Below are 13,114 nucleotides of genomic sequence, written 5' to 3'. Positions count from 1 at the left end.
TCAGAGGTCGTCCGGGACCTCGGCGGTCAGCACGTCGTCGCCGCCGAACGCCGCGTCCTGCCAGACCAGCCGGTCGCCGGACAGCGACGGGAAGCCCTGCTGGCCGCCCTCGGGGACGATGTCGTAGATCTTCCCGCTGGCCAGCGAGGCCAGGTAGAGGTCGGTGTCGGGGTAGTTGGACACGCCACCGGCCACGCCCGCCTTGAGCGGCCCCTTGGCCTCGGCCCACACGACGTACTGGTCGTTCATGGTGACGCCGAACGGCGTGGCCGAGCCGCTGAGCTGGAAGCTCTGGCCGTCGGTGGTGAACAGGGCGGCGGTGCCGCTGTCGTCGACGGCGACCACCTTCTCGCCGTACGCCGCGACGTCGATGACCGCGCCGTCGAGCTGGCCGACCTGGCGCGGGGCGCTGCCCGGCTGCCAGAGCAGCACCTTGCCGCCGTCGGTGCCGATGCCGACGATGCCGTCGCCGGCGCCGAGCCCGGTGACCGTGTCGCCCTGGAGGCCGCCGATCTTGGTCGAGGTGACCTGGCCCGCCGCGTCGACGTAGGACACCCCCTGGGCGCTGACCCAGGCGCCGCCGGCGTCGGAGCCGGCCAGACCCGCCGCCACGGCGTCGTTGGCCGGCGGCTGGTCGAGCAGCGTGGACGACCCGTCGGGGGCGTAGCGGGTGATCCGGCCGTTGGCGTCGAAGGTCAGCAGGGCGTCGCCGGCGAAGCCGACCTCGACCACGTCCGAGCGGCTGCCCAGGGTCGGGGTGGCGCCGCCGAGGTGGGTGGAGGCGGCGTAGCCGAAGATGTCGTCGGAGCCGCTGACGTCGAGCCAGGCCACGCTGTCGCCGCTGACCACCGGGTGCAGCTGGGTGGCCGGCGAGGTGTAGACGGGGTCGCCGCCGAGCTCACCGGTGTCGGGGCAGCCGGCACAGATCTTGTTGGCGTCGAAGACCTCGCGCGCCACGCGCAGCACGACCGGGTCGAGCTGGGAGTCGATGATGACCTGCTCGACCGCGGCGCGGGCGTCGAGGAAGCCGGAGGTCGGACCGAGCCGGGTGGCCAGCGCGCCGTACACCGCGCGGTCGAAGGCCTGGGCCAGCGGCGAGTCGTTGCCCGGCTCGTTGTCGATCTTGGCCAGCTGGACGCGGATCGACCACAGGGCGTTGTTCCAGATCGCGGAGTTGTAGTGCACGCCGCCGTGGTCCTGGCCGCTGTAGCCGAGGTACTGCAGCCGGAAGCCGGGGTCGAGCACTCGCAGGTAGTCGTCGAAGTCGTTGCCGTTGAGCATGTAGCGCAGCGACAGGCTGCCGTCGGGGTTGCGGGTGCAGAACAGCGTCTCCGCGGTGTAGCCGGTGCAGCCGCCCTCGAAGATCGCGACGCTGTCGGTGCCCTTGACCCGGTTGCCGATGACGTTGCCGAAGTAGTCGGAGAACGCCTCGTTGAGCGCGCCGGACTGGCCGGTGTACTTCAGCCCGGCCGTGGTGTCGGTGACGCCGTGGGTGATCTCGTGGCCCGCGGTGTCGATCTCGACCTCGGTGACCTCCTGCGCGCCGTCGCCGGTGGTGCACGGGTTGCCGTAGACCATCTGCGGCGGGTTGGTCGACGTGGTGAACATCGAGTTGCAGTAGTCCGAGGGTCCGAAGTGCACCGAGCTGCGCAGGGTGCCGCCCTGGCCGTCCCAGGAGTCGCGGCCCAGGCTCTCGTAGTAGTCCACGACGTCGCGGCTGAGCGCGTGCGCGGCGATCTCCTCGCCGTCGCGGATCGTGGTGCTCGGGCTGACCACGCGCTTGCCGGGCAGGTCGGAGGAGTCGCGGACCTTGGCCGCGTCGAAGGTCTCGATGACCCCGTCGCCCGTCGCCGCGTCGTACCACGGGGTGGTGGTGTCGACGAGCGCGACGCCGTTGTCGGTCTGGAGCCCGTGACCCTTCAGCTCGCCGCCGATCGGGTTGGTGCCGGTGACCTCCACGTCGCGGGGATCGGGCGCACCGGCGCGGGCGGCGCCCACGGACCGGGCTGCGGCGCGGCGCGTCGCCACCGTGCGCGGACGGAACGTCGGCAGGGCCACGCGTCCCTCGCCGGACACGGGGGCGACGCTGAGGACGTCGCCGGTGGTGGCGTCGACGTAGTAGTCGCCGCCGGTGAGCGGGGTGGTGCCGCCGCCGTCGGCGGGCGCGGCCACCGTGACCAGCCAGGCCAGGACGCCCGCGCCGCGGGGCAGCACGATGAGCGACGGCGCGGAGGTGGCCCGGCCGCCCGAGATCTGCTCGGCCCTGGCCTGGGCCTGCTCGGCGGTGAGCACGGGCGTGGTGGACACGGTCAGGTCGGGGAACAGCCGGCCGCGCACGCCGGTCAGCCGGGCGTCACGCGCGGTGAAGACCAACCGCGCGTCCTGCACCGGCACGTCGCCGACGGCCTGCGTGGCGCTGGTCGTCACGATCCCCGGGACCGTCACGCTGTCCGGCTCGCCCAGCCGGATGACCGAGGAGTCGGTGCCGAACAGGGCGGGGCCGTAGTCGTCCATGAACGCCGCGGGCGTGCCGGCCCACGAGCCGCCGCTGAGGTCGGCGAGGTAGCCGGTCACGTCGTCCTGGGTCCCCACCCAGCCGGTGCGGGTCTCCTGGCGCAGCCGGCCGACCTCGCGCTGGAGCGAGGCGAGGCGCGCCTGCACCTCGGCTCCGCCGGACGCGCCGCCGCCGCTGCCGTCGCCCTGGTGGTCGTGCACCCACGCCTGGGAGACGACGAGGGTCACCGGCGGCGGCGGTCCGTCGTCGCCGTCGATGCTGTCGAAGGAGCCGTCGCACCCGCTCGCGAGCACGCCGAGGGCGAGCACGAGGGGGGCGAGGAACCAGCGGCGGGCGCGGAGCATCAGAGTCCTTCCGGTACGGCGGCGGTGAACACGTCGTCGCCGCCGAAGGTCGCGTCCTGCCAGACCAGCGTGCGTCCCGAGATCGAGGGGAAGCCCTGCTGGGCCGGGGCCGGGTGCAGGTCGTAGATCTTGCCGGACGCCAGCGACAGCAGGTACAGGTCGGTGTCGGGGTAGGGGCTGCGCCCTCCGGGGACCACGCCGGACTGCATCCCGCCGACGGCCTCGGACCACACGACGTACTCGCTGGACATGGCCGCGCCGAACGGCGCCGCCGAAGTGGTGACGTCGAGCTGCTGGCCGTCCGCGGTGAACAGGGCCGAGGCCTGGGCGTCGTCGATGACGAACACGTTCCCGGCGTACGCCGCGGCGCTGAGCACCGCGCCGGCGACCTGGCCGACCTGGCGCGGGTCGCCGCTGCCGGGTGTCCACGCGAAGACCTTGCCCTGGTCGGTGCCGATGGCCACCGTGCCGCCACCGGTGGCGACCGTGGTGACGGTGTCGCCGCGCAGCCCGGGCACCTGGGCCCGGGTCAGCGTCCCGGCGGCGTCGACGAAGGTGACGGTGTCGTCCGGGGCGAGCCAGGCGCCACCGTCGTCGGAGCCGCTGAAGCCGGCCGCCAGGGTGGCGTCGACCGGGACCCGGTCCAGGACCGAGGTGGCGCCCGAGGCGTCGGTGCGGGTGACCTGGCCGCGCACGTCGAGCGCGATGACGGCGTCGCCGGCGAAGGCCACCTCGAGCGCGTCGGACCCGGAGGAGAGGCGCGGGGCACCACCTTGGCCGAGCGTGGTCGCGGCGGCGTACCCGGCGTAGTCCGAGGTCGAGCTCAGGTCGAGCCACAGGACCTGGTCGCCGGAGACCGACGGGTGCAGCTGGGTCTGCGGGGAGGTGGACACCGCGTCGCCGGCCAGCTCGCTGACCGCCGGGCAGCCCGTGCAGATCTTCTCCTGGTCGAAGACCTCGCGCGCGGTGCGCAGCACCACCGGGTCGAGCTGGGAGTCGATGATCACCTGCTCGACGGCCGCGCGCGCGTCGACGAACCCGCTGGCCGGGGTGAGCCGGGTGGCCAGCGCGCCGTACACCGCGCGGTCGAAGTCGTGGGCCAGCGAGGAGGTGTTGGCGGGCTGGTTGTCGATCTGGGCGAGCCGCGTCCGGATGGTCCAGAGCGCGTTGTTCCAGATCGCGGAGTTGTAGTGCACACCGCCCTGGTCCTGGCGGTAGCCGGCCAGCAGGCTCAGCCGGATGCCGGGGTTGAGGATGCGGAGGTACTGGTCGAAGTCGTTGCCGTTGAGCATGTTGCGGAACGACGTGGTGCCGTCCGGGTTCTGCACGCACACCGGGGTGGGCCCGTCGACCTGGGAGCAGGAGTCCTCGCCGAGGGTGCTGCCCTCGGTGCCGTGGATGAGGTTGCCGATCACGTTGCCGAAGTAGTCCGAGAAGCTCTCGTTGAGGGCGCCGGACTGGCCGGTGTAGAGCAGCCCGGCCGTGGTCTGGGTGACGCCGTGCGTCACCTCGTGCGCGGCGATGTCGGGTTCCACGAACGTCCCGCTCAGCTGGCGGCCCTGCTGGACGCACGGGTTGCCGTAGACCATCTGCGGCTGGCGCAGGTAGCCCGCGAAGAACGCGTTGCAGTAGGTCTCCGGGCCGAAGTGCACCGAGCTCAGCAGCGGGCCGCCGGCGTCGTCCCAGGAGTCGCGGCCGAGGCTCTCCCAGTACTCCACGATGTCGTGGCTGTAGGCCTGCGCCGCGATCGCGTCCGCGTCGGTGATGGTCGTGCTGGGGCTGGTGACCAGCCGGCCGGGCAGCTGGCTCTCGTTGCGGACCGTCGAGGCGTCGTAGGTCTGCACCGCGCCACGGCCGGTCTGCGCGTCCCAGGCCTCCGTGGTGGTGTCGGTGAGCTCGATCCCGCCGCCGGTGCGCACGCCGTACGCCGTGAGGGCGCGGCCGAGCGGATCGGTGCCCGTGACCTCCACGCTGCCGGGATCGGGCGCCGTCCGCGGCGTGCCCCCGCGCCGCAGCTCGCGCACCGCCTCGGTCACCCCGGCCGCGTGCGGCAGGGGGGCGGCGACGTCAGCGGAGACCGGGCGGACGTCGACGAGGAGGCCGGTGGCCGCGTCGAGGTAGTAGCGCCCCGCCGTGGCGGCGCCCTGCACGTCGGTGCCGAGGAGCACCACCTCCCAGGCCAGCACGCCGGCGCCGGTGGGCAGCACGACGAGCCGGGCGCTGCCGTCGGTGGTCGAGCCCGCGCCCGCGGCCTCGGTGGCCGCGGTCGCCGCCTGCTCGGCGGTGACGACCGGGGTGGTGCCGACCGTGAGGCCGGGGAAGACGCGGCCGTGCACGCCGGTGACGCGCAGGTCGTCGGTGGCGGCGCTGCTGCCGCGACCGCTGAAGACCAGGCTGGAGTCGAGCACCGGGACGTCGCCGACGGCCTGGGTCGCCTTGGTGGTGGCGACGCCCGGGACGGTCTGGGTGTCGACGGCGCCGAAGCGCAGCACGGAGGAGTCCACGCCGAACAGGGCCGGGCCGTAGTCGTCCATGAAGTCGGCGGTGGTGCCGGGCCACGAGCCGCCCGAGATCTCGGACAGGTAGCCGGTGACGTCGTCCTGGCGGCCGACCCAGCCGGTGTGCGTCTGCTTGCGCAGCCGGTCGACCGCCTGCTGCAGCGAGCGCAGCCGGGCTGTCGCGTCGCCGGCGTCCGCGCCGCTCCCGCCACCGCCCTGGTGCTGCTGGACCCACGTCTGCGACACGATCAGGGTGACGGGCTCGCGCTGCTCGCCGCCCTGCACGGCGGGCTGGCAGGCCGAGGCGAGCACCGCCAGCGCCGCGACGACGGGCAGGGTCCACCAGCGGCGGACCGACCGTCGTCCGGGCAGGCGGGCAGGGCCGGGACGTCGCAGAGGGTGAGGCATGGTGACGCGATGCTCCGGGGCCGGGTGTCCTGGCGTCAATGACTCAGGTGGGCCGGATGACCCGGGCGGGTCGGGACCACGTCGGGACACGTGGTCATCGACGGCCGGGCTCCCGACTGACTACATTCCCTCAGGCGCGTGCCGTGGGGCGCGCGGAGACGAGCTGAGGGGTGAGTACACGTGGCGTGTCCAACGTGTCGGTCCGAGAACCCGGAGGTGGCGTCGTTCTGCCACCGCTGCGGTACGTCGCTGCGGGCCGGTGACGCCAAGCGGATGGGCGACTACGCCGTCCAGACCGCCGAGGGGGTGACCCAGCTCGCCCTGATCTCCACGGTCATGCCGCACACCTCGCGGCGTTCGGCCGACAACTACCGCTGGGCCATGGTGCTGTCCGGGGTGCTGATCCTCGGCGCGACCGCGCTCGGCCTGCTGCCGATCGCGATCGCCGCCGCGGCGTTCCTGGTGCCCCTGACCTACATCGTCTACATCGACGACGTGAACCTGTGGGAGGAGGCGCCCGCCGCGGTCGTGGTGGGGCTCTTCGTCGCCACCGGCGCGCTCGCGGTGCTGGTCTCGCTCTTCTTCTACGAGTGGGTCTTCGACGGCCAGTGGGCCAGCTTCTCCGGCGGCGGTCGCTCGCGCGGCGGCATCGGGGCGCTGTCCTTCCCGGCGCTGCTCATCTTCGCGGTGCTGCTGCCGGTCGTGGCCGAGGTCGCCAAGAACGTCTTCGCCGTCCTGCTCGCCTCGCGCGACGCCTTCGACGACATGATCGACGGGCTGACCTTCGGCGTCGCCGCCGGCACGGCGTACGCCGCGTTCGAGACGCTGGTGGTCTACTCCTCGGTCTTCACCGCCCAGGAGTTCCGCACCGAGTCCGGCATCGGCTCCTGGATCGTCGTCGTGCTCAACGTGATGGTGGTGAAGTCGCTGATCTACGGCACCGCCACCGGCATCGCGGTCGCGGCGTTCTCGGGCAAGGGGGAGGGCTACGACGGCTTCACGCCGGCGTACTTCGCCAACTTCGGGCTCGCCGTGGTCGCCAACATCGCCTTCTGGCTCGGCGTCCGGCTGCTGGCCTACCTGCCGTTCGGCAACATGCTCGGTCTGCTCTGGGGCCTGGTCATCCTCGCGGCACTCATCCTCAAGATCCGGATGATGCTGCAGGTGGCGCTGCTCGAGGCCGCCGTCGAGGCCGCGGCCAAGGGCGACGGCTCGGAGGACAAGCGCTCGACGTTCCTCGAGACCTTCTGCCCCGAGTGCGAGAACATGCTGCTGCCCAACGCGTCGTTCTGCATCGTGTGCGGCACCTCGGTGCGCTCGAGCTCGCGGCAGGCCAAGCGCGCGATGGGGGTGGGCAGCGTGCCCGCTGCGTCGACCCCACCCGCGGCTCCGACGAACGGCGGTGCGGCGTGAGCGCCCCGACCCCCGCTCCTCGCCCCACCGCTCCGGTGGCGGGCGCACAGGACTACTTCAACAGCAGCCGCCTCAAGGTCATCGGCCTCATCACCGCGGCCACGGTCGCGGTCGGCGCGCTCGGCGGCATCGCCGGCGTGGCCTTCGACCCCGACCCGGTCTCGGTGCAGCCGCGGCTCGAGCCCGGCAGCGGCACCGGGGTCGGCTCGGCCGGCCAGAGCGCCCCGCGGGTCGCGGCCCACGCGCAGGCCCCGACGGTCCGCGGCTTCGCCGCCGCCGGCGGTGGTGCGGTGCGCGACGACACCGGCGACTCCTCGGACGGGCCGTCCTCGGTCGGCAGCGTCTCGCCCGGCACCGGCGGCGGCTTCTCGTCCTCGCCGAGCGCCGAGCCGAGCGACGGCGGCGACGAGCCCACGCCGGACCCCGGCACCTCGGGCGGTGGCAGCGCGCAGACCATGGCGGCCACCGACGTCGACGTGTTCGTGCCCGACGGCTGGGAGGTGACCTTCTCCGACGACCAGAACGTCGGCCAGACCAACGGCTCGGGGAGCTACTCGTTCGCCTTCACCACGACCCTGGACCCGTCGGTGGCCGCGAGCGACGTGATCGCGCAGAACCTCGACGTCTTCCTGCCGCCGGAGAGCTACACCCAGCGCCAGACCAGCGACGTCGTGCCACTGCAGCCGTTCGGCTCCGTGGTGTCGGTGGCGGCGCTCGGCTACGAGGCCCTGTGGGTCGACAACCAGGGGTCGATGAGCGTCCACGGTGAGATGTACGTCGGCATCCGCCAGGACGGCACCCTGCTCGTCGTCCTCATCGAGCACCTGCCCGCGGAGGACTTCGAGAGCTCCTACGAGGAGATGGCGCCGATCGTGGACAACACGTTCAACCGGTTCGCCGGGCTCGGCTAGATCTGCTCGGTGCTGGCCACCAGGGCCGTGGCGAGGGCGGCGACGCCCTCGCCCCGGCCGGTCAGGCCCAGGCCGTCCGTGGTGGTCGCCGAGACCGTCACCGGCGCGCCGACCGCGGCGCTGAGCGCGGCCTCGGCCTCGGCGCGCCGCGGACCGAGCCTGGGCCGGTTGCCCACCACCTGCACGGCGCCGTTGCCGATCTCGTAGCCGGCCGCACGCACCCGCCGGGCGGTCTCCTCGAGCATCGCCACGCCGGAGGCGCCGGCCCACTGCGGCTCGGAGGTCCCGAAGTTCGAGCCCAGGTCGCCGAGGCCGGCCGCCGACAGCAGCGCGTCGCAGAGCGCGTGGGCGGCCACGTCGGCGTCGGAGTGGCCCTCCAGGCCGGCGGGCTCGTCGGGCCAGGCCAGGCCGGCGAGGTGGAGCGGCACACCCTCGGCGTACCGGTGCACGTCGACGCCCATCCCGACCCGCGGCAGCTGGCTCACCCGCCGCATCATGCCCCGTCCGCGTCCGGTCCGGACGCCGCGTCGGCTCCGAACTCCACCCGTGGGGGACAATCGCCGGGTGAGGTCGTTCCGCGGAGCGTGGTCGCTCGCCGGCCTCGCGGCCGGCGCCGCGGGGTTGGCCACCAGCTACTTCGTGGCGATGGCCATGACGATCCGGGAGTCACCGGTGGTCGCGGTGGCCGAGCTGGTCATCCGGCTCACCCCCGGCTGGCTCGCGGAGTACCTCATCGGGCTCGTGGGCCGGCTCGACAAGCCGCTGCTGCTGCTCGGGATCTTCGTCTTCTGCGGGCTGCTCTTCGCCTGGGCCGGCCGGCTGGCCCGGCGGATCTGGTGGGCGCCGACGCTGGTGTACGCCGCGCTCGCCGCGGTGGGTGCCGTCGGCGTGGCCACCCAGCGTGGCGCCACGCTCACCGACCACATCCCGGTCGCCGTCGGCTTCGTGACCTGGCTGGTCACGCTCTCGCTGCTCACCGAGCCGTTGCGGCGCGGCGAGCTCGCGGCCGCGCACGAGCTCGTGACCGTGCCCGGCGAGGCCCGCGTCGAGTCCCTCGACCTCGTCGGCGGGGGCGGCGAGGCCGAGCTGGCCCCGCCGGAGCACACCCGCCGGTCCTTCCTCCTCCGCGCCGGCGTGGTCGCCGCCGGCGCCGCGGTGCTCACCACGGTCGGCCGGGTCGTCGGGCGCGGCCGGCGCCGCGTGGAGGAGAGCCGCCGGCTGCTGCGGCTGCCGCAGGTGAGCGAGCCGAGGGTGCCGGCCTCGGCGCGCGTCGGGCTCGACGGCGTCGCGGCGTGGCAGACCCGCAACGACGACTTCTACCTGATCCACACCGCGATCGTGGTGCCCACCATCGAGCCGCGCGACTGGCAGCTGCGCATCCACGGCATGGTCGACCGCGAGATCACGCTCACCTACTCCGACCTCGTCGAGCGTCGCTTCGACGAGGCCTGGATGACCCTCAACTGCGTGTCCAACGAGGTCGGCGGCTCGCTGGTCGGCAACGCCTGGTGGAGCGGTGTGAAGACCGCGGACCTGCTGACCCTCGCCGGCGTCGACGCGGGGGCGGACGCCGTGCTGCAGACCTCCGAGGACGGCTGGACGTGCGGCACCCCGCTCGCCGCCCTCACCGACGAGCGCAACGCCATGCTCGCCGTGGCCATGAACGGCCAGCCGCTGCCGATCGAGCACGGCTTCCCCGTGCGCACCGTCGTGCCCGGTCTCTACGGCTACGTCTCGGCGTGCAAGTGGGTCGTGGACTGGGAGGTCACCCGCTTCGAGGACATCACGGCGTACTGGACCGAGCGCGGCTGGGGCGAGAGGGGCCCGGTCAAGATCGCCTCGCGCATCGACGTGCCCCGCTCCGGCGACGAGGTCGCCGCCGGTCAGGTCGCGTTCGGTGGTGTGGCGTGGATGCAGCACACCGGCATCAGCGGCGTGGAGTTCCAGGTCGACCGTGGCCCGTGGACCCGCGCCGAGATCGGTCAGGTCGAGACCCTCGACACCTGGGTGCAGTGGAAGGGCGTCGTCGACGTCGAGCCCGGCGACCACCTGGTCCAGGTGCGCGCCATCGACGCCGACGGCAACGTGCAGACCGGCGTCGACCGCGGCGTGCTCCCCGACGGCGCCACCGGCTGGCACCAGGTCGACTTCACCGCGTCGTGAGCGACTTCGCGGACCGCCCCGGCGCGGCGCTCGTCACCGGCGGCAGCGGCGGCATCGGCCTCGCCGTCGTGCGGCTGCTGGCCGAGCGCGGCGCCTCGGTCGCGCTGACCTACCGGGCCAACGCGGCCGCGGCGGAGCTCGCCGTCGAGGAGGTGCGGGCCTGGGGTGGCCGCGCCTCCGCGCACGCTCTCGACGTCACCGACGCCGCGGCCTGCGCGACGCTCGTGGCCGACGTCGCGTCGACGTACGGCGGGCTGCACACGCTCGTCCACGCGGCCGGCCCGCATGTGCCGATGCGCCACCTGTCCACCGTCGCGCCGGCCGAGATGGCCGCGCAGCTGGCCGAGGACGCCGCAGGCTTCTTCAACGTCGTGCACCCCGCGCTCCCACACCTGCGCGACGGCGCGGGTTCGGTCGTGGTGGTCACCACCGCCGCCACGAGCCGCTACCCGGTGCGCGACGGGCTCTCCGCGGGACCCAAGGGCGCCGTCGAGGCGCTGGTCCGCGGGCTCGCCGCGGAGGAGGGACGCTTCGGCGTGCGCCTCAACGCCGTCGGCCCCGGCATGCTCACCGACGGCATGGCCGCGCGGCTGATCGACTCGGGCGACCTCTCCGAGGACGCCCTCGCCGTCACCCGCGCCAACATCCCGCTCGCCCGGTTCGGCACGGCGGTGGACGTGGCCGAGGCCGTCGCGTTCCTGGCCTCGGACCGCGCCGGCTTCGTCACCGGCCAGAAGCTCGACGTGGACGGCGGCTGGTCGGTCTAGGTCCCGGGGTGCGACAACGCCCCCGCGGCCCTCCCCAGACGGGGCCGGACGGGGGCGGTGTCAGGAGACCTGCCGGTCAGAGCCGGCGGCGGCCCCGGACGTTGTTCAGGATGAACAGGGCCAGCGCGATGATCGCCAGGATGATCAGGATGGTCCACAACATTGGTTTCTCCCTCTGTCGGTGGGGCGTCTGGTACCCCATCGGCTGAGCGGACCGGTACCCACGTGACGCCCGCCTCACCCCTCCAGGTGTGCGAGCAGTCGCTCCAGGTGGGCCACCCGCTCACCGAGGGGCTCTGCCCGCCCGTCGCCGGTGACGAACGGGCCGGCGTCGGTGCTGCCGTCGCGCCTGTCCGCCACGAGCAGGGCGGCCAGCGCCCACTCCCGGTCGGAGCGGACGTCCGAGAGGGACCGCAGACGCTCGAGGTACGCGAGGAGGTGGCCACGCGCGGGTGCGCCGCCCACCGCAGCCAGCGCCACGCAGTAGCCCTGACCGGCGTAGGTCGACTCGTCCCGCAGCAGGTGACCGCCGAGCGGGTCGACGTACGCCGCACGCCGGTCGGCCGCCACCAGCCAGGCGGCGGTCAGCCGCGCGCGCCACTCGTGGCCGAGCAGCAGGTCCAGCTCGTCGTCGCTGACGCGAGCGGCGTCCGACCTCAGGGCCTGGACGAACGCGTCGGCGTCGGCGTCGTCCAGGAAGGCGCCGTGCAGGAGCCGCAGGTAGCGGCGCTCGGGCACGACGTAGCGCGCGACGGCGGCGTCCAGCTCGGGGCTGCCGTGGCCGGGCACGGGTGCAGGCCTACCAGTTCCCCGGGCTCGCCGGCAGCGGGTGCGCCGCGTCGTGGAGGACGTACGCCGTGCCGCCCGAGCCCTCGAGCCAGGCCCGCTCGAGCTGGCCGCGGTCGTAGGTGCGGCGCACGCCGGCGGAGGTGGAGGCGGCCGGGTCGTTGACCACCGGGTTGCCGGTGGCGTCGAAGCCGACGACGACCAGCAGGTGGCCGGCGGTCGAGGAGATGGGCGCGCCGGCGAGGGCGCCGGAGGAGAAGGACACCGAGATGATCACCGGGATGCCGGCGGCGACCAGGGTCTCGGCCTCGGCCAGTGAGCGCAGGCGGGTGACGAAGGCGTCCAGGCCGCGGGAGGCGGCGTAGGCGGTGTTGAAGGGCCAGTTGCCGGTCCCCTCGTACGCCGCGTCGTAGGTCCGGCGCGCGACCTCGTCCACCCAGGGCTCGGTGCGCGGCCCGGCCCAGGCGTACGCCGAGGCGGCGGGCAGCCGGCCGTAGTAGCCGAGCACCATCGCGGTCGAGGTGGGTGAGCACCAGGCCTCGCCGCCGCCGCCGAACTGCGGGAACTCGCCGCTGTGGACCATCTGCGAGAACCGCGGCACGTCGAGGACCACGCCGCGCGCGACGCCGGGGGCCGAGGTGGCGGGCGCCGAGGCCGGCAGCTGGGAGGCCACCGCGCCGGCGTACGACACCGACGGCGAGGCGGAGCGGGCGCCCGCGCGGCGCATCAGGCGCAGCTGGAGCTGGTAGGAGGAGGCGCCGGTGGCCGACTTCCAGGTGTCCACGTCGACGCGGCCCAGGGCGTCGGACTGGCCGGGGAGCGAGGTGCGGCGCACGTGCTTGTCCTGCGACGCCCAGCGCCCGAGGACCAGCCACCGGCCGGTGGTGGCGCCGGTGACGCGGACCCGGACCTCGACCCAGCTGTTGCGGGGGGTGGTCGCGGACCACGACGCCACGAGCTGGGTGAAGCCGAAGCCGGGGGCGACGGGGTCGGAGGTCCAGGTGCCGACGCTGTAGCGGGTGCCGCGGTAGGCCCGGCTGCGCTGCGCGCCGTCCTTGAGCACGAGCGCGCCGTCGCGCAGCCGCAGTCCGGTGCGCTCGCCGCCGATCAACGGCAGCCGGGTGAAGGAGACGAGCCGATCCGCGGGCGCGGGAGCCGCGGAGACGGGCACGCTGGCCAGCATCCCCGCCGCCAGGGCGAGGGAACAGGCCGCGGTCAGGGGGAAGAGCCGACGCACCGCTCGAGGCTACGTCACTCCCACCACACCCGTCACAGGAACACTTCAGCCACTTCGGCCCCACGAGGCGGC

General features: G+C 74.0%; 9 protein-coding genes. 4 read left to right on the top strand and 5 right to left on the bottom strand.

Features of this window, described 5'->3' with window-relative positions:
• Nucleotides 1–2,859, bottom strand: a complete 2,859-nt coding sequence (locus G5V58_RS18860; protein ID WP_165236225.1) for a M4 family metallopeptidase — start codon at nt 2,857–2,859, stop codon at nt 1–3.
• Entirely contained in the window at nt 2,859–5,765 is a 2,907-nt protein-coding gene (locus tag G5V58_RS18855; RefSeq protein WP_165236222.1) for a M4 family metallopeptidase, read from the bottom strand. Before G5V58_RS18855 ends, G5V58_RS18860 begins: the two co-directional genes overlap by 1 nt.
• Before the next feature lie 216 nt (nt 5,766–5,981).
• Here G5V58_RS18855 and G5V58_RS18850 point away from each other — a divergent pair, with 216 nt between their 5' ends.
• Nucleotides 5,982–7,178 (top strand): zinc ribbon domain-containing protein, encoded by a 1,197-nt coding sequence (locus G5V58_RS18850; RefSeq protein ID WP_165236220.1) that lies wholly within the window; start codon nt 5,982–5,984, stop codon nt 7,176–7,178.
• Nucleotides 7,175–8,089, top strand: coding sequence for a hypothetical protein (locus tag G5V58_RS18845; protein ID WP_165236218.1), 915 nt, complete (start codon nt 7,175–7,177; stop codon nt 8,087–8,089). Before G5V58_RS18850 ends, G5V58_RS18845 begins: the two co-directional genes overlap by 4 nt.
• Here G5V58_RS18845 and ispF read toward each other — a convergent pair.
• Nucleotides 8,086–8,550 carry a 2-C-methyl-D-erythritol 2,4-cyclodiphosphate synthase gene (ispF, locus tag G5V58_RS18840; protein ID WP_230487379.1) on the bottom strand — a complete coding sequence of 155 codons (465 nt, stop codon included), beginning with the start codon at nt 8,548–8,550 and terminating at the stop codon, nt 8,086–8,088. The genes G5V58_RS18845 and ispF overlap by 4 nt on opposite strands.
• Before the next feature lie 103 nt (nt 8,551–8,653).
• On the opposite strand from ispF, the gene G5V58_RS18835 reads away from it, so the two are divergent.
• Nucleotides 8,654–10,252, top strand: coding sequence for a molybdopterin-dependent oxidoreductase (locus G5V58_RS18835; protein ID WP_230486742.1), 1,599 nt, complete (start codon nt 8,654–8,656; stop codon nt 10,250–10,252).
• A complete protein-coding gene (locus tag G5V58_RS18830) occupies nt 10,249–11,019 on the top strand; it encodes an SDR family NAD(P)-dependent oxidoreductase (protein ID WP_165236214.1) in 771 nt (256 codons plus the stop codon). Before G5V58_RS18835 ends, G5V58_RS18830 begins: the two co-directional genes overlap by 4 nt.
• Nucleotides 11,020–11,256: 237 nt before the next feature.
• Here the strand turns inward: G5V58_RS18830 and G5V58_RS18825 are convergent, their stop codons facing one another.
• Nucleotides 11,257–11,808 carry a DUF6000 family protein gene (locus tag G5V58_RS18825; protein ID WP_165236212.1) on the bottom strand — a complete coding sequence of 184 codons (552 nt, stop codon included), beginning with the start codon at nt 11,806–11,808 and terminating at the stop codon, nt 11,257–11,259.
• 10 nt (nt 11,809–11,818) lie between these two features.
• Nucleotides 11,819–13,042, bottom strand: a complete 1,224-nt coding sequence (locus G5V58_RS18820; RefSeq protein WP_230486741.1) for a peptidase C39 family protein — start codon at nt 13,040–13,042, stop codon at nt 11,819–11,821.
• Between the last annotated feature and the right edge of the window lie 72 nt (nt 13,043–13,114).

Origin of the sequence: Nocardioides anomalus, from assembly GCF_011046535.1 — a bacterium.
GTDB lineage: Bacteria > Actinomycetota > Actinomycetes > Propionibacteriales > Nocardioidaceae > Nocardioides > Nocardioides anomalus.
Note: the sequence above shows the minus strand (reverse complement) of the source record. Positions and strands in the feature narration are given on the sequence as shown.